This is a genomic window from Luteibacter sp. PvP120, from assembly GCF_054055715.1.
Window position 1 is genome coordinate 220,241 of sequence record NZ_JBSRXP010000003.1, and the last position, 16,604, is coordinate 236,844.

Sequence of the window (16,604 nt, forward strand, 5' to 3'; positions counted from 1 at the left end):
GAAGCGGATGGATGAGGGGGTCGGGGACAGCGCGGCGCGTGGTTACGCGCGCTTGGCCCGGTGCTCTTCCATCGAGGCGATGAACGTGTCGAACAGGTAGCCGACGTCTTCGGGGCCCGGGCTGGCTTCCGGATGGCCCTGGAAACAGAAGGCCGGCCGGTCGGTCAGGGCGAAGCCCTGCAGCGACCCGTCGAACAGCGAGGTGTGCGTGATCCGCACGTTGGCCGGCAGCGTGGCGGGGTCCACCGCGAAGCCGTGGTTCTGCGAGCTGATCAGCACGCGGCCGGTGTCGTGGTCCTTCACCGGGTGGTTGGCACCGTGGTGGCCGAACTTCATCTTCAGCGTCTTCGCGCCCACCGCCAGGGCCAGGATCTGGTGGCCCAGGCAGATGCCGAACAGCGGGATCTTCGTGTCGAGGATCTGCCGCGTCGCTTCGATCGCGTAGTCGCACGCGGCCGGATCGCCCGGACCGTTGGCCAGGAACACGCCGTCCGGATTCATCGCCAGCACGTCCGACGCGGGCGTCTGCGCCGGCACCACCGTGATGTCGACACCGCGACCGGCGAGCAGGCGCAGGATGTTCTGCTTCACGCCGAAGTCGTAGGCCACGACCTTGAACGTCTTGGGCACGTTCTGGAAGGCCTGCTTGTCGAGGTCGTAGATGCCCTCGGACCACTGGTAGGTCTGCTTTGTGCTGACCACCCTGGCCAGGTCCATGCCGTTCAGGCCTTCGAAGCCGCGTGCCTTGGCCACCGCCGCGTCGGCGTCGATCGCGTCGCCGGCGACGATGCAGCCGCCCAGCGCGCCCTTCTCGCGAAGGATGCGGGTGAGGCGACGCGTGTCGATGCCGGCGATGGCGACGATGCCATGGCGCGCAAGATACTGCGGCAGGGGCTCGACGCTGCGCCAGTTGCTGGCCAGGCGCGGCACGTCGCGCACGATAAGGCCGGCGGCGTGGACGCGGTCGGCCTCGACGTCGACGTCGTTGGTGCCGGTGTTGCCGATGTGCGGATAGGTCAGCGTGACGATCTGGCGGGAGTACGAGGGGTCGGTCAGGATTTCCTGATAACCGGTCATGGCGGTGTTGAACACCACCTCACCAATCGTCTCACCGCGGGCACCGACCGCATGGCCGTGAAAAATGCTGCCGTCTTCGAGAGCAAGCAGAGCAGGTGTACGCATGGGATGGCCGCCTTCGGGTGCAGCAAAGCCCGCAAGCCTGCATTGAGCGGCTCGTGGGCCTTGGGGATAAGGGATCGCTGGGCGGGTAAGAATGATAGGTGTGAAGGCCGCTTTTGTCCACCCGCGATGCATGAACGGCGGTGCGGCGGAATATCGCTGGGACGCCGGTCCGACGCGATACAATGGCGGCGAGCCAGACCACCCGAGAACCGTCGCATGCTGCTCGATCCCGCCCGCCTGGAACGTCCGGACACCGACATCCGGCACGAGCCCTTTTCGTTCATGATCGCGCACGGCCAGCTGCCGGACGAGTGCCGGGCGGAACTGGAGCGCGATTTTCCGCAGTACACCAGCGCGGGGTTTTTCCCGTACGACGCCAGCGATTGCGGCCCGTCGGTGAACGAACTGGTCGAACAGATGACCTCGCGCGCGTTCTCGGCCGCCATCGGCCGCCACCTGGGCATTCCCGGGCTGGAGAACTACCCCACCCTGGTCACCCTCTGCCGCCTGCTCAACCGCCGGCACGGCACCATCCACACCGACAGCAAGTCGAAGGTCGCCACCGCGCTGATCTACCTCAACCCGCTATGGCCGGACACCAGCGACGGCTGCCTGCGCTTCCTGCGCTCGATCAACGACATCGACGACCTCGTGGCGCCCGAGCTGAAGCCGCTCTACGGCGAGTTCGCGGTGTTTCGCCGGGCGGAGAATTCCTTCCACGGCCACCTGCCCTACGAGGGCGAGCGCCGGGTGATCCAGGTGGCCTGGCTCACCTCGGAGGAAGAGAAGGCCCGCAAGACCAAGCGTGGCAAGTTCTCGCGGGTGTTCAAGAAGATCTTCGGCAAGCTGGACCGCAAGATGGGCGCTGACCGGGATCGCAACGCCTCGCACCCGGACTAGCGCACCCCGAACCACCAGCCGACGAAGACGGCGAACACGCCGTAGAGCGCGCCGATCGGCATCAGCCAGCGCGCCTCCACCGACCCGCGCCGGAACATCGCCCACAGCGCCACCACCGCGACCATGGTGATCGCACCGGCCACGATCAGCGGCGTATCGAACAGCCACGGGGTGGCGAACAGCGCCAGCGAACTGGGAATGGTCGCCTGGATCATCATGGCCCCGGAGATGTTGGCCAGGGCCAGCCGCTCCTTGCCCTGGCGCACCCAGATCAGCGCGTTGACGGTCTCGGGCAGTTCGGTCGCTACCGGACTGAGCACCAGCGCGACGATGTGCGGCGACAGCTGGAAGAAGTCACCGAAGGCCTCCAGCTGCCAGACGAAGGTGCGCGAGGCGATAGCGATGACGAGCAGGGCCAGGCCGGTCTGCAATGCCACCCAGCCCATCGACGGATTGGCGTCACGCGGGCGGAAGGTCAGCGGTTCCAGCGCCTCCTCTTCCGGTGCCGTGGTGTCGTCGCGCATCTCGCGCCACACGTAGGCCACGTAGGCCAGCAGGAACAGCACGCCCAGCCACGGCTTCCAGGCGAAGGCCACGAGGCCCAGCCCCACCTTGACGATGAAGATGGCAAGGAACCAGGACTGGTCGCGCGCCAGGCGCTGGTTGTCGACGCGTACCCGCAGGTCCGGCCGGTTCAGCCGCTTGCGACCCGCATACAGCGCGAAGCCGACGACGGCATAGGCGATGGTGGCCAGGACCAGGGGGCCGCCGAGCGCCGCGCCCACGCCGATATCCTTCGCTTCGGGTGTCTTGCCGAACATCACGGCGACGAAGGTGACCGCGCTTTCGGGAAGCGCCGTGCCGAAGGCGGCAAGCACGGTGCCGGTGGCGGTGGCGCCGAGGTTGAGCTTGCGCCCGAACCACTCGACGCCGTTGACGAAGTATTCGCACGCGAAATAGATGGCCCCGGCGGAAACCAGGAACAGGAAGCATGTCAGCAGCATGGATAGTCTAAGGCCGAGCGAGCGAGAAAATACCGATGGCTCAACGACACCGCTCGCCCGGCCCGGGTAAGCATGTCGCTGGCCAAAGGTCTCGCCGGGCGGGCAGCGTACTCTCCTACGCTGCTGCCGTTCGCGCCATGGGGCCGAGGCCACCAAGTGTGTTGACGCGAACTCTCCTGGGTACGGAGATGGCTACTCCCCAATGACTTCGGGCGGAATCCTATCACGCCCCGCAGCCACCCCCAACCCCACCGCCGTAGGAGCCCACGATGTGGGCGAAAAAACCAGATCGCCTCACCCTTCCCCCATCAAACCCGCGTCCCGATCACATCCTCGATCGTCCACCCACCCGGCGCACGCCCCGCCATCCACGCCGCGGCTTCCAGCGCCCCGCGTGCGAAGATCGACCGATCCGTCGCCCGATGCGCGAGCTCGATACGCTCGCCCTGCCCCATCAGCAACGCCTGGTGCTCGCCGACGATGTCACCGCCACGCACCACCGCGAACCCGATCGTGCCGGCCTGACGCGCACCCGGACGCCCCTCGCGCGTATAGACGGCCAATTCATCCAGCGTGGCGCCGCGACCGGCGGCCGCGGCGTGGCCGAGCGCCAGCGCCGTACCGGACGGTGCGTCTTCCTTGCGGTTGTGGTGCGCCTCGACGATGTCCAGGTCCCAGCCGGGCAAGGCGGCCGCGGCTTCGCGCAGCAGGCGCGTCAGCACCGCCACGCCCAGGCTGAAGTTGGCCGCATGCAGCACGGCGATGCGCTCGGTGGCACGGATAAGGCGCTCGCTGAGGGCCGGCCCGAGGCCGGTGCTGCCGGTGACCAGCGAGGCGCCGCTCGCCTCGCAGTAGTCCAACGCAGCGGCCAGGCCTTCCGGGCCGCTGAAATCGACCACCACGTCGATGTCGGCGGCATCGGTCCAGTCGCTGAACCGCAGGGCGGAGACGTCGCCGTAGGCGGCCTTGCCCAGGCGCGGCGAGGCCGACGACACCACCGCCCGCACCGCGTCGAAACGCGCATCCTCGCGCACCAGGCCGAGCAAGGCGGAGCCCATACGGCCGGAGGCGCCGCTGATGGCGAGACGGACGGGACGGGTCATGGGGTGGAACCTCGGCGATGAACGGACGGCCATGCTAGTGGATGGCCGTCCGGCTTACGAGGTGACCTTCGACCAGAAGTCCTTGACGCCGTCGATGAAGGTGGTGGAACGCGGCGTGTGCTTGGCGGCTTCCTCGCCCACGAACGTGGCCTCGAGCTGCGTGAGCAGTTCGCGCTGTTCCTTGGTCAGGCGTACCGGGGTCTCCACCACGACGGTGCAGACCAGGTCGCCCGTGCGCCCGCCGCGAACCGACTTCACGCCACGGCCGCGCATGCGGAACTGGTGCCCGGTCTGGGTCTCGGGGGGCACGCTCACTGCGATCTCGCCCTCCAGCGTCGGCACCATCAGCTCCGTGCCCAGCGCGGCCTGCGCGAAGCGGATCGGCACCTCGCAGTAAAGGTCGCTGCCGTCGCGCTGGAATATGGCGTGCTCGCGCACCCGCACTTCCACGTACAGGTCGCCGGCCGGCGAACCGGCGGGACCGGCTTCGCCCTGGCCGGTCAGGCGGATGCGGTCGCCGTTGTCGACGCCCGCCGGAATCTGCACGGACAGCGCGCGCTGTTCCTCCAGCCGCCCTTCCCCGTGGCACTTCTTGCAGGGCTTGTCGATCTTCTGTCCGGTACCGTGGCAGGTCGGGCAGGCCTGCTGGATGGAGAAGATGCCGTTCTGCATGCGCACGCGGCCGTGGCCGGCGCAGGTACCGCACTTGGACACCTTGCCGTCTTCCGAGCCGCTGCCGTTGCAGTGGTGGCAATTGACCTGAGTCGGGATCTCGATCTTCTTCTCGACGCCGAACACGGCCTCTTCGAGATCCAGGTCCATCATGTAGCGCAGGTCGGCACCGCGGCGCGCGCGCTGGCGGCCACCGCCACCACCGAAGATGTCGCCGAAGATGTCACCGAAGATATCGCCGACGTCACCGAAGCCGCCACCGCCTCCGCCGCCACGACCGAAGCCGCCGCCCTCGAAGGCGGCATGGCCGTACTGATCGTACGCGGCGCGCTTCTGCGCATCCGACAGCACGTCGTAGGCTTCCTTGGCTTCCTTGAATTTGTCGATCGCCGCCGGATCGTCCGGATTGCGGTCGGGGTGGTACTTCATCGCGACGCGACGAAAGGTCGTCTTGAGTTCGCCGTCAGTGACGGTGCGTTCGACACCGAGAATTTCGTAGTAGTCGCGCTTGCTGCTCATGGCACGCTTGCTTTCCCTGGACGGACGAACGCGCCGAGAGGTTGCCCTTCGACGCGATCGTGCCGGTTAACCGATAGCGTGCCGCGGGTATGGAACCCGCGGCACGCCGTTGCCTTGTCGGGACGAATTACTTCTTCTCGTCCTTGACCTCGGTGAACTCGGCGTCCACCACGTCGTCCGGCTGGGCCGAACCGCCGCCCGGTGCCGACTGCTGCGCGGTGTCCTGCGTGCCACCCGACGACTGCGCCGCGGCGGCCAGGGCCTGCGCGACCTGCTCGAGGTTGGCGATCTTCGACTCGATAGCGTCCTTGTCCTCACCCGACAGCGCCTTCTCCAGCTCGGAGACCGCACCGTCGATGCTGGCCAGCTGCTCGGCCGGGATCTTGCCGCCGTGCTCCTTCAGCTGGCTGCGCGTGGCGTGGACGAGCTGGTCGCCCTTGTTGCGCACCTGCACCAGGTCGTGGAACTTGCGGTCCTCTTCGCGGTTGGCTTCCGCGTCGGCGACCATGCGTGCCACTTCCTCGTCGGACAGGCCCGAACCGGCCTTGATCTCGATCTTCTGTTCCTTGCCGGTGTCCTTGTCCTTGGCGGACACGTGCAGGATGCCGTTGGCGTCGATGTCGAAGGTCACTTCGATCTGCGGGGTGCCGCGCGGCGCCGAGCGGATGCCGGAAAGATCGAACTTGCCCAGCGACTTGTTCGCGTTGGCCCGCTCGCGCTCGCCCTGCAGCACGTGCACGGTCACGGCGTTCTGGTTGTCCTCGGCGGTGGAGAAGGTCTGCGAGGCCTTGGTCGGCACCGTGGTGTTCTTCTCGATCAGCTTGGTCATCACGCCGCCCATCGTCTCGATACCGAGCGACAGCGGGGTGACGTCGAGCAGCAGCACGTCCTTGACGGTACCGCCCAGCACGCCGCCCTGGATGGCGGCGCCGACGGCGACGGCCTCATCCGGGTTGACGTCCTTGCGCGCTTCCTTGCCGAAGAAGTCCTTCACGGCTTCCTGGACCTTGGGCATACGGGTCTGGCCGCCGACGAGGATCACTTCGTCGATGTCGGAGATCTTCAGGCCGGCGTCGTTCAGCGCGGTGCGGCAGGGGTCGATGGTGCCCTTGACCAGGTCTTCCACCAGCGACTCCAGCTTGGCACGGGTCAGCTTGATGTTCAGGTGCTTCGGGCCGGTAGCGTCGGCGGTGACGTACGGCAGGTTCACGTCGGTCTGGTGAGCCGAGGACAGTTCGATCTTGGCGCGCTCGGCGGCGTCCTTCAGGCGCTGCAGGGCCAGCTGGTCCTGGCGCAGGTCGATGCCCTGCTCCTTCTTGAACTCTTCCACCAGGTAGTCGATGACGCGGTTGTCGAAGTCTTCGCCGCCCAGGAACGTGTTGCCGTTGGTCGAGAGCACTTCGAACTGCTTCTCGCCGTCGACGTTGGCGATCTCGATGATCGAGACGTCGAACGTGCCGCCGCCCAGGTCGTACACGGCGATCTTGCGATCCTTCGCGGACGTCTTGTCCAGGCCGTAGGCCAGCGCGGCCGCGGTCGGCTCGTTGATGATGCGCTTGACCTCGAGGCCCGCGATCTTGCCCGCGTCCTTGGTGGCCTGGCGCTGGCTGTCGTTGAAGTAGGCCGGCACGGTGATGACGGCCTCGGTGACGGCCTCGCCCAGGAAGTCCTCGGCGGTCTTCTTCATCTTCATCAGGACCTTCGCGGACACTTCCTGCGGGGCCATCTTCTTGCCGTCGGCGGTCTGCACCCAGGCGTCGCCGTTGTCATGCGCGACGATGCCGTAGGGGACCAGCTTGAGGTCCTTCTGCACTTCCGCGTCGGTGAACTTGCGGCCGATGAGGCGCTTCACCGCGTAGAAGGTGTTCTTGGGATTGGTGACGCTCTGACGCTTGGCCGGCGCACCCACCAGGACTTCGTTGTCCTTGGTGAAGGCGACGATGGACGGCGTGGTGCGATCGCCCTCGGCGTTCTCGATGACACGCGCGGTCGACCCTTCCATCACTGCCACGCAGGAGTTGGTCGTACCGAGGTCGATGCCGATGATCTTGGCCATTGAAGTTGCTCCGTTTATATCTAAGCGGCCCCCGCGGCCGCGACTGGTGTGGAAAATGGGGGTAACCCCCATCGATTCAATATCTTCGGTATCAGTTATCGCGAACCACGGCGACCAGCGCCGGGCGCAGCAGGCGATCGTTCAGCACGAACCCCTTCTGGACCACCGCCACCACCGTGTTGGGCGCGTGCTCGTTCGACTCGACCGAGCTGATCGCCTGGTGGTGCTCCGGGTTGAACGGCTGGTGCAGCGGATCGACCACCGACAGGCCGTTGGCCTGAGTCACCTTTTCCAGCTGCTTGAGCGACATTTCCAGTCCCTCGCGCAGTGTCTTCGCATCGGCCGACTGGTTGGCCAGGCCGAGCGCGATGCCGTCGTAGACCGGCAGCAGGTCGCCCAGCAGCTTCTCGTTGGCGAAGCGACGCGCCTGGTCGAGGTCGCGCTGCATGCGCCGGCGCTGGTTCTCGATCTCCGCCTTTTCGCGCAGGACCGTCTCGCGGGCCTGGGCCAGCTCGACTTCCATCGCGGAAAGCTGGGCGTTCAGCGCATCGAGCTCGGCCTGTGCGCCGTTCTCGGCGACACCGCCGTCCTGCGCCGGATCGGGCGCGTGGGGATCGTTGTTCTGCATGATTACTCCAAATGTCAGCTCACCGGCCCCGCGGTGACGCGGGGCCGAACATTCGCGGGAATTACCAAACCCGCCTCCCGTGCCGGTTTATGAGGTCGCCGCGGCGCGATTCAAGGCGTCACTGAGCAGCGCGGCCGTGGCCTGTACCACGGGGATCACCCGCTCGTAGGCCATGCGGGTCGGTCCGATGACGCCGATCGCGCCCAGCATGCGGCCGGGGGTGCCGTAGGTGGCGGTGACGATGCTGCAACCGTCCAGGGCCGAGAAGCCCGATTCCTCGCCGATGAAAAGGCGCACGCCGGGGGCCTGGACGCACATTTCCATCAGCTGGAGCAGGTCGCGCTTTTGCTGGAAGGCGTCGAAGAGGTCGCGGAGCCGTTCGATGTCGGCCAGCTCCGAGTAGCCCATGAGGTTGGTCTGGCCGCTGACCAGCACGTCGTCGGCGTCGTCCACGGGGGTAAAGGAGGCCGTGGCCAGTTCGACCACACCGGACAGCAGGCGGTTCAGTTCCCCCCCGGCCTCGCGCAGTTCGGTGGCGAGGTGGGCGCGTATGTCGGCCAGGCGGAAGCCGGCGAACTGCGCATTGAGGTAGTTGGCCGCCTGCTCCAGCTCGCCGGCATCCAGCGGCTTGGCCAGCTGGACCACCCGGTTCTGCACCTGGTTGTCCGAGAAGACCAGGATCACCAGGACGCGCGCGTCGGGCAGGCTGACGAAATCGATGTGGCGCAGCGGGAAGTCGCCCTGCCGCGGCACGGTGACCACGCCGGCGAACCGGGTCATCGCGGAAAGCAGGTTGGACACGTTGCCCAGCAGGTCGCGCGTGGTGGTCTGGTGGGGCGGCAGGCCGCCCTGCAGGCGGGCCATGTCGTCGCGCGGCAGCGGTTTCAGCTCCAGCAGGCTGTCGACGAACAGGCGGAGGCCACGCGGCGTCGGAATACGCCCTGCCGAGGTGTGCGGCGAGGCCACCAGCCCGGCCTCTTCCAGGTCGGCCATGATGTTGCGGATGGTGGCCGGGCTGACTTCCAGGCCGGACGAACGCGCCAGCGTGCGTGAGCCGACCGGCTCCCCATCGGACAGGTATTGCGAGATGAGGGTCCGCAGCAGCCGGCGCGCGCGAGCATCGATGTCGTGACCGGAGAACGGATTCATGCGCCTGGCTGGTGTGGGAAAGGGGATGGAACGTGGCGCTATCAATAAGGTCTTGCCGCGCCGCTTGCAAGTCTCGGCTTCTGCGACGCGCCTGCCGCTACAATCGGTGCGATTCCCTCCGCCGTCCGGTCGCCATGCTCACGTCGCTCTACGTCCGCCAGTTCGCCGTCGTCGAAGAAGCCGAGATCGCCTTCGGCCCCGGCCTCACCGTGGTCAGCGGCGAAACCGGCGCGGGCAAGTCCCTGCTGGTCGACGCGCTGATGCTGCTGGCCGGCGCCCGCGCCGACAGCGGCATGGTCCGGGCCGGCAGCGACCGCGCCGAACTGGCCGCCGAGTTCGACCTGGCCGGCCTGCCCGAGGCCACCGAGTGGCTGCGCCAGGAGGAACTGGACGACGGCGAGACCTGCCAGCTGCGTCGCGTGATCCGCACCGAGGGCAGCTCCCGCGGCTGGATCAACGGCCGCCCGGCCAGCCTGGCGCAGATGTCCGCGCTGGCCTCGCGGATCGTGGAGATCCACGGCCAGCACGAGCACCAGGCGCTGCTCTCGCGCCAGCACCAGATGGCCCTGCTGGATGCCTACGCGGGCAACGAGGCCCGCCTGGCCAGCGTGCGCGACACCGCCAATGCCTGGCGCGACGCCGTGGCACGCATCCGCACCCTGTCCGGCGGCGACGACCGTGAACGCCAGATCGAACTGCTGGCCCATGAGCTGGAAGAACTGGACCGCTGGGCCCTGGCGCCGGCCGCGCTGGACGACCTGGAAGCCCAGCACCGCCGCCTCGCCAACGCCGGCCGACTGGCCGAGGGCGCCAACGGCGTGGTCGAGATCCTCGATGGCGAAAGCGAGTTCGCGGTCGGGCGCGCCCTGCTCCGCGCCCATGCCGAGGTTTCCCGGCTGGCGGAACTGGACGCCTCGCTGGTGCCCACGCTCGAATTGCTCGACAGCGCGCAGATCCAGGTCGGCGAAGCCGTCGACGGCCTTGGCCGTTACGCCCAGGATGTGGAGCTCGACCCGGAACGCCTGGCCGAGGTGGATACCCACCTCACCCACCTGCACGACCTGGCCCGCCGCTACCGCCTGCCGATCGAGGAACTGACGGCCAAGGCGGAAGAGGTCCGCGAGCGCCTGGCCGAACTGGAAGGCGCCGGCGACGCGCTGGACCGCCTGGCCCACGAGCGAGACCGCCTGCGCACCGCTTGGGACAGCGCCGCCAGGGCCTTGTCCGACGCCCGCGGCGAAGCCGCCGGTCGGCTGGGCGGCACGGTCGCCACGCTGATGGGTGAACTGGGCATGGGCGGCGGCCGGCTTGTGGTGTCGCTGGAGCCGGCCGAGGGCGACGAGCCCGATCCGCAGGGCCGCGAACGCTGCGAACTGCTGGTCAGCGCCAACCCCGGCCAGCCGCCCCGCCCGCTGCGCAAGGTGGCCTCCGGCGGCGAGCTGGCGCGCATCAGCCTGGCCATCGAGGTCGCCACGCTGGGCAACGACAACATCGGCTGCATGATCTTCGATGAAGTGGACACCGGCATCGGTGGCGCGGTGGCCGAGGTGGTCGGGCAGAAGCTGCGCGCCCTGGGCGAGAACGTCCAGGTGCTGTGCGTGACCCACCTGCCCCAGGTGGCCGCGCAGGGCCATGCCCACCTGCGGGTGGCGAAGGAAAGCGACGGCGATTCCACCCGCACACGCATCCACGCCCTGGACGCCGGCGGCCGCCGCGACGAGCTTTCGCGCATGCTGGGCGGGGTGGAAATCACCAAGGAAACCCGCGCCGCCGCGAAGAAGATGCTGGACCGCGCCCAGGGGTAACCCCGGTACGCCGCCCGCCGGTCAGGCTCAGGCGCTCAGGCTCGGCGGGCTCAGGCGCGGATCAGGCCGCGCTCCTGCGCCATGCGGTAGAGATCGAGCTCCGAGCCGGCGTTGAGCTTGTTCATCACCGCGGCGCGGTGGATATAGATCGTCTTCTGCCCGATACCCAACTCCGCCGCCACCTGCTTCGGCGCGCGTCCGGCTGCCAGCAGGAGGAAGACTTCGCGCTCACGGGCAGTCAGCCGACTGAACGGGTCCAGATCCGCCGAGGGCCGGCCCGACCGGCGCTGACGCAGGTCCGAACTGAGGTATTGCTCGCCGCTCAAAACCGAACGCACCGCGGCGACCAGTTCCTCCGGGGCCACGCCCTTGGTCACGTACCCACGCGCGCCACGGCGCAGCGCCTCGGACACGTAGGGCTCGCCGTCGTGCATGCTCAGCACCACGATCTTCATCGTGGGCGCGATGCTGGCCAAGTGCTCGATCAGGGGCAGGCCACTGCCGTCGGGCAGGGACAGGTCCACCGCCACCAGGTCGGGGCGATGCTGGGTCACGGCATCCACGGCCTCGTCGGCGTTGCGGGCTTCGGCAACGACATCCAGATCGGGTTCGAGCTCGATGAGCCGCTTGAAACCTTCACGAACGATGGCGTGGTCATCTACAAGAGCGATTCTTGGCATGGGCAGAATGTAACAGGCAAACCCGACGCGTGCGTATGGGCGACGCCGGGCGTCGGGCAGCCGCATCCGCCGTGTAACATTCGGCCATGCGATTACACGCACCCTCCCGATTCATCGGTCCCCTGATCGCGCTCGCCTACGCGGCCGCGTGGATCATGCTCTGGCCGACCGAACAGCCCTACTGGGTGCTGCCCTTCGGCCTCCGCTTCGGCGCGCTGCTGCTCACCCGCACCCGCAACTGGTTCTGGATACTCCCCGCGGAGATCGCCGGCAGCAGCTTTTGCGAGTGGCGCAGCGGCCTGCCGATCGGTGGCGCCGGCTTCATCATCGGCGACGCGCCCGAGCCGCTGATGGTGGCCGCCTGCCTGTGGCTGCTGCGTCGCGCCCACTTGCACGCCAGCCTGGGCACCCCGGAAGACGTCGCCCGCCTGCTGCTCTCCGCCATGGTCACCGCCACGGTGGCCACCGCCGGCAACGCCGCCATGATGGCCTCCCTGCATCCGGCCGCGCCGGTCGAGATGCTCGGCACCACCTTCGGCAGCGACCTGCTCGGCAACTACCTGGGCGTGCTGTTGGTCGTCCCGGTCATGATCCTCATCTTCCGGGAGCGTCCCACGCAGGCCTCCATGGCGGAGCTGATGCTGGATGGCCTACTGGTCATGCTGCCGTCGCTGGCCATCCTCATCACACTGGCCGAGTACTCGCCGCAGCCGCAGTTCGCCCGGGTCCTGTCACTGGCGCCCGTGCTGTTCTTCGCATTCCGGCACGGCTGGCGCGGCGCCGGCCTGGCCATGCTGATCACCAGCGTGGGCCTCAACGTCACCGAGGACATGATCGGCCGCGGCGCGCCCACGGCGGCAGCCCACCTGTTCCTGGCCGTGGCCGGCACGGGCACGCTCATGCTCGGCGCCGCCACCGATGCCCTGCGCCGCAGCAGCGAGCGCGTGGCCCAGCAGAACACCCACCTGGCCGCGGCCAACCAGCGCCTGGACCAGTTGGCCCGCCAGTTGCGCGACGCGGCGCGCGGCAACCTGCAGGCGGAAGAAAACCTGCGCCGTCACATGGCCGCGGAGCTGCACGACGAACTGGGGCAGAACCTCACCGCCATCCAGACCCACCTCAAGCTGGCCCAGGCCCGCCTGGGCAACGCGGGCATGGAAGACATCGGGCGCTCGATCAACGGCATCCTCGGCCACATGCGCAAGGCACTGCACAAGATGCTGGACAGCCTGCGGCCCTCGGTGCTGGACGAATTCGGCCTGCTGCGCGCGCTGGACGAAGGCCCCATCCGCGACATGCTCACCGCCGCCGGCATCCACTACGTGACCGACCTGCGTGGCGAGCCGCGGCTGCTCGACGAAGACACCCTCACCGCGATCTACCGCGTGGTGCAGGAAAGCGCCACCAATGTCGTACGCCACTCCGGCGCCAGCCGCCTGGCCCTTCGGCTGCGCATCGGGCTGCGTGACCACGGCCCCGTCGCCATCCTGGATATCCGCGACGACGGCACCGGGTTGCCCGCCACGCCCCAGCCGGCACGCACGGACGGCGGCGGCCGCGGCCTGCAAGGGATGAGCGACCGCATCACTGCGCTCGGTGGCCTGTTCCGCATCCGTCCCGAACCGGTCGGATTGCACCTGCGCGTGCTGCTCCGCAGCACAAGTATCGGAATGGACATAGGAAATTTTCCGATATCACGTCAGTGAACACTTCGTTACGATCTCTTTATCGATGTGGGGGAGCTGCCGTCGAGAGACGGTAAGCCCAGGTCGGTCGTGGGGACGATCGACCTGAAGAGGCGACAGGATGTCAGCCTCGCCGGTTCGAAGTGGATAAGCGCCAACCCAGCGAGCAACTCGCGGTTAGCGTGCTACGACGAAGCGGATCAAGCCGCCGGTGGACAGGAGTCCTCCGGCGGCGTTTTTATGGGCGCTTGTTTTTCGCCATGCCCTCGCCCTTCGTGGCACACCCTGCCCGACACTGCGCGACCCGCTCGGTAGGAGCGGACGATGTCCGCGAAACCAACCCAGGCCACACCGAACCACCCAAGGCCCCACAAACGCAATCACCCCCGTGGCTTGCGCGACGGGGGTGACTGGGAGGGGATGACGCAGGCGGGATCAGCGCTTCTTCTTGGGCCTGACGTAGAGCACCAGGCTGTGGTCCTCGATGACGTAGCCGTGCCGCTCGGCGATCTCGTGCTGGAGGCGCTCGATCTCCTCGCTGATGAACTCGATCACTTTTCCGCTGTCAACGTCGATCATGTGGTCATGATGCTTGCCGCGGTCCAGCTCGTAGACGGCCTGCCCACCCTCGAAGTTGTGCTTCATGACGATGCCGGCCGCTTCGAACTGGGTGAGCACCCGATACACCGTGGCAAGCCCGATGTCCTCCTGGTGCGCAAGCAGACGCTTGTAGATGTCTTCGGCCGTGAGGTGGCGCTCGTCCGCCTCTTCGAAGATCTGCAGTATCCGCATGCGCGGATGTGTGACTTTGAGACCCGCCTTGCGGAGCTCTCTGGTTTCCTGGTCCATAAAGACCCCCTCGCGGTGCCGTCAGGCGCTTAGTGTATCATCGCAGGCTTCACGATCCGGACGTTACTACGCATGCATAAGCTCATTCGCACGCTGGGTTTGGCCATGATGGCAGTCGCCATCGCGGGCTGTGGCCTCGTCTATACCCCCGACGTGCAGCAGGGCAACCTGCTCGACAAGAAAAACGTCGATCAGCTGCAGCCTGGCATGACCAAGCGTCAGGTCCTGGTGCTGCTGGGCACCCCCTCGGTCACCTCGCCGTTCGACCAGGATCGCTGGGATTACGTGTCCACCTTCTCGCATCGCGGCAAGAAGATGACCACCCGCACCCTCACCCTGACCTTCAACAACGACACGCTGGTCCGCACCGAAGGCGATTTCTTCGCCCAGGATGCCCAGCAGCTGCTGAAGGACTCGGAGAAGTACAAGGCCAACCCCGTGGGCGGCGCCCAGGGCGACAAGAACACCAGCGCCGACGACAGCAAGAAGGACGACGGTGGCGTGTTCGGCGGCGGCTCGTCGGGCGACGGCAAGAAGTAAGCCCTGGCTGCACCCTGCTGGCCGGATCAGGCGCCGCGTTTCGCGCGGCGCCGTCGGGCCTCCATCGGGTCCAGGATCAACGGCCGGTAGATTTCCACGCGGTCGCCCGCTTCCAGCGACCGTTCGGGCGCTACCTTCTTCGCAAAGATGCCCAGGCGCGCCGGATCCGGCACCAGACCCACGGGTAGCCGTGGCAGGGCCATCGTCACCGCTTCCCAGGCCGATGTGCCAGCCGGCACGATAATGGCCACGACGCCCTGCCCCTCCGGCCCGGCGTAGGCCACTTCCACGGCAAGCTCAGCCATATTGGCGACGGGCCTCGTCGCAAAAATCGTCCACCATGCGGTTGGCCAGCTGCTGGAAGCCCATCTTCAGGACCGAGCCGCCCAGGCCCGCGTAGTCGAAGTCCAGCGCCAGCGCGATCTTGCAACCCACCTCGCCCAGCGCCTGGAAGGTGAACAGGCCATCGAGCGAGCGGAACGGGCCTTCCACGAATTTCATGGTGAGGCTTTCCGGACGCACCATGGTGTTACGGGTGGTGAAGCTCTGCCTGAGTCCAGCCAGCTTGAGATCCAGCCGGGCCACCAGCACATCGGGCTCGCGCTCGATCACGGTGGCCGCATCACACCACCCGAAGCGCTTTGGGTATGCTTCCACATCGTTGACCAGGTCGAACATCTGCCCCGGTGTGAAAGGAACGATCGCACTGCGGCGGATTTCAATCATTAGCTGACCTCGTCTTATGTGCCGGCAAACGGACCCGCCGGCCTTGTATCAGGGACCCGATAGACCGATTTTAGCGGACATGGCAAAAGCGAAACCGAAGGACACGGAAAAAGAAGGCGGCGGCACGATCGCGCTGAACAAGCGCGCGCGCCACGAATATCACATCGACCAGCGCTTCGAATGCGGCATGGCCCTGGAAGGCTGGGAGCTGAAATCGCTGCGCGCCGGTCGGATCAACTTCGGCGAAGGCTGCTACGCGATCATCCAGCACGGCGAGGTGTTCCTCGTCGGCGCCCAGATCCCGCCGCTGATCAGCGCCTCCACCCACGTGATCGCCAACGACCGGCGCACGCGCAAGCTGCTGCTGCACCGCGAGGAGATCGACCGCCTGATCGGCGCCGTCGAGCGCAAGGGCTACACCCTGGTGCCCACCGCGATGTACTGGAAGCACAACAAGGTGAAGTGCGAGATCGGCCTGGCCAAGGGCAAGCAGGAGCACGACAAGCGCAACACGGACAAGGAACGCGAATGGGCGATCGACAAGCAGCGCGTCATGCGCTCGCACAATCGCATGGGCTGACCTGAACGGTCGGGCGGCGCCCATTGTGGGTGCCCCTCCCCGCCCATATACTGTGGGATGTAGTCACACAACGTTTTTCCCCGGGGGTGTTCTGGTTTCGACGGGGGTAGTGCGATCTACTGGTGCATGCCGAGGGGGCAGCTTTCCTCGTTAAACCAGCCGCAAAACATATAGTTGCCAATGACAACTACTACGGTGACAACTCGGTGGCTCTCGCCGCCTAAGCTGTCCGGCCCCTAAAAAAGGCCAAACCCCCGACCCGATCTTGTGCTCATGCTCGTCGGTGTAGGGTCACTATCATGAGACCGCCGAAAGACCCTCCATCTGTGGGTCTGACGCTAGATCAATCAGATATGTCCGCCGGTGCGCTTAGCACGCCGTGCTGTCGGTGGACGAGATCTAACGGTGAGCTAAGCATGTAGATCTGGAGATTAAACGCCTTCGGACGCGGGTTCGACTCCCGCCACCTCCACCACTTCGGCAGCGGATCAACGGTAACACGTTGATCCGTTTTGCTTTCTGGGTG

General features: G+C 67.0%; 16 protein-coding genes, 1 other RNA gene and 1 riboswitch. Of the genes, 6 read left to right on the forward strand and 11 right to left on the reverse strand.

What is annotated here, in order from left to right; genetic code table 11:
• Positions 1-42: 42 nt before the first annotated feature.
• A complete protein-coding gene (gene carA, locus ACVKN3_RS08180; protein ID WP_354514464.1) occupies positions 43-1,182 on the reverse strand; it encodes a glutamine-hydrolyzing carbamoyl-phosphate synthase small subunit in 1,140 nt (379 codons plus the stop codon).
• 216 nt (positions 1,183-1,398) lie between these two features.
• On the opposite strand from carA, the gene ACVKN3_RS08185 reads away from it, so the two are divergent.
• Entirely contained in the window at positions 1,399-2,082 is a 684-nt protein-coding gene (locus tag ACVKN3_RS08185) for a 2OG-Fe(II) oxygenase family protein (RefSeq protein WP_354514462.1), read from the forward strand.
• Here ACVKN3_RS08185 and ACVKN3_RS08190 read toward each other — a convergent pair.
• From ACVKN3_RS08190 to hrcA, 6 genes are all read right to left on the reverse strand, one after another.
• Entirely contained in the window at positions 2,079-3,086 is a 1,008-nt protein-coding gene (locus tag ACVKN3_RS08190) for a sodium:calcium antiporter (protein ID WP_354514460.1), read from the reverse strand. The two genes, ACVKN3_RS08185 and ACVKN3_RS08190, sit on opposite strands and share 4 nt — an antisense overlap.
• A gap of 19 nt (positions 3,087-3,105) precedes the next feature.
• Positions 3,106-3,299: riboswitch (yybP-ykoY riboswitch) on the reverse strand.
• A 95-nt stretch (positions 3,300-3,394) separates the two neighbouring features.
• A complete protein-coding gene (gene dapB / locus ACVKN3_RS08195) occupies positions 3,395-4,189 on the reverse strand; it encodes a 4-hydroxy-tetrahydrodipicolinate reductase (protein WP_354514458.1) in 795 nt (264 codons plus the stop codon).
• Positions 4,190-4,243: 54 nt separating this feature from the next.
• Positions 4,244-5,380 (reverse strand): molecular chaperone DnaJ, encoded by a 1,137-nt coding sequence (dnaJ, locus tag ACVKN3_RS08200; RefSeq protein ID WP_354514456.1) that lies wholly within the window; start codon positions 5,378-5,380, stop codon positions 4,244-4,246.
• Between the two features lie 127 nt (positions 5,381-5,507).
• A complete protein-coding gene (gene dnaK / locus ACVKN3_RS08205) occupies positions 5,508-7,436 on the reverse strand; it encodes a molecular chaperone DnaK (RefSeq protein ID WP_036142082.1) in 1,929 nt (642 codons plus the stop codon).
• 91 nt (positions 7,437-7,527) lie between these two features.
• A complete protein-coding gene (gene grpE / locus ACVKN3_RS08210; RefSeq protein ID WP_036142085.1) occupies positions 7,528-8,064 on the reverse strand; it encodes a nucleotide exchange factor GrpE in 537 nt (178 codons plus the stop codon).
• An 87-nt stretch (positions 8,065-8,151) separates the two neighbouring features.
• Positions 8,152-9,213: a heat-inducible transcriptional repressor HrcA gene (gene hrcA, locus ACVKN3_RS08215; protein WP_285402288.1), complete on the reverse strand. Its 1,062-nt coding sequence runs from the start codon at positions 9,211-9,213 to the stop codon at positions 8,152-8,154.
• Between the two features lie 134 nt (positions 9,214-9,347).
• On the opposite strand from hrcA, the gene recN reads away from it, so the two are divergent.
• Positions 9,348-11,018 carry a DNA repair protein RecN gene (gene recN / locus ACVKN3_RS08220; protein WP_354514453.1) on the forward strand — a complete coding sequence of 557 codons (1,671 nt, stop codon included), beginning with the start codon at positions 9,348-9,350 and terminating at the stop codon, positions 11,016-11,018.
• A gap of 50 nt (positions 11,019-11,068) precedes the next feature.
• On the opposite strand, the gene ACVKN3_RS08225 is transcribed toward recN, so the two are convergent.
• The gene (locus tag ACVKN3_RS08225) at positions 11,069-11,698 is read right to left on the reverse strand and encodes a response regulator transcription factor (protein WP_036142093.1); all 630 of its coding nucleotides are present in this window, start codon (positions 11,696-11,698) and stop codon (positions 11,069-11,071) included.
• An 86-nt stretch (positions 11,699-11,784) separates the two neighbouring features.
• Between ACVKN3_RS08225 and ACVKN3_RS08230 the strand changes: the two genes are divergently transcribed.
• Positions 11,785-13,404 carry an MASE1 domain-containing sensor histidine kinase gene (locus tag ACVKN3_RS08230; RefSeq protein WP_285402290.1) on the forward strand — a complete coding sequence of 540 codons (1,620 nt, stop codon included), beginning with the start codon at positions 11,785-11,787 and terminating at the stop codon, positions 13,402-13,404.
• Between the two features lie 414 nt (positions 13,405-13,818).
• On the opposite strand, the gene fur is transcribed toward ACVKN3_RS08230, so the two are convergent.
• Positions 13,819-14,232, reverse strand: coding sequence for a ferric iron uptake transcriptional regulator (gene fur / locus ACVKN3_RS08235; RefSeq protein ID WP_036142099.1), 414 nt, complete (start codon positions 14,230-14,232; stop codon positions 13,819-13,821).
• A 72-nt stretch (positions 14,233-14,304) separates the two neighbouring features.
• Here fur and ACVKN3_RS08240 point away from each other — a divergent pair, with 72 nt between their 5' ends.
• Positions 14,305-14,772: an outer membrane protein assembly factor BamE gene (locus tag ACVKN3_RS08240; protein ID WP_036142103.1), complete on the forward strand. Its 468-nt coding sequence runs from the start codon at positions 14,305-14,307 to the stop codon at positions 14,770-14,772.
• A gap of 26 nt (positions 14,773-14,798) precedes the next feature.
• Here the strand turns inward: ACVKN3_RS08240 and ACVKN3_RS08245 are convergent, their stop codons facing one another.
• Both ACVKN3_RS08245 and ACVKN3_RS08250 read right to left on the reverse strand, forming a co-directional pair.
• The gene (locus tag ACVKN3_RS08245) at positions 14,799-15,077 is read right to left on the reverse strand and encodes an RnfH family protein (protein WP_354514450.1); all 279 of its coding nucleotides are present in this window, start codon (positions 15,075-15,077) and stop codon (positions 14,799-14,801) included.
• Complete coding sequence (locus ACVKN3_RS08250) at positions 15,070-15,498, reverse strand: type II toxin-antitoxin system RatA family toxin (protein ID WP_285402292.1); 429 nt, start codon at positions 15,496-15,498, stop codon at positions 15,070-15,072. Before ACVKN3_RS08250 ends, ACVKN3_RS08245 begins: the two co-directional genes overlap by 8 nt.
• A gap of 79 nt (positions 15,499-15,577) precedes the next feature.
• Here ACVKN3_RS08250 and smpB point away from each other — a divergent pair, with 79 nt between their 5' ends.
• Complete coding sequence (gene smpB / locus ACVKN3_RS08255) at positions 15,578-16,078, forward strand: SsrA-binding protein SmpB (protein ID WP_036112483.1); 501 nt, start codon at positions 15,578-15,580, stop codon at positions 16,076-16,078.
• Positions 16,079-16,160: 82 nt separating this feature from the next.
• Positions 16,161-16,553: a transfer-messenger RNA gene (ssrA, locus tag ACVKN3_RS08260) on the forward strand.
• The last annotated feature ends 51 nt before the right edge of the window (positions 16,554-16,604 follow it).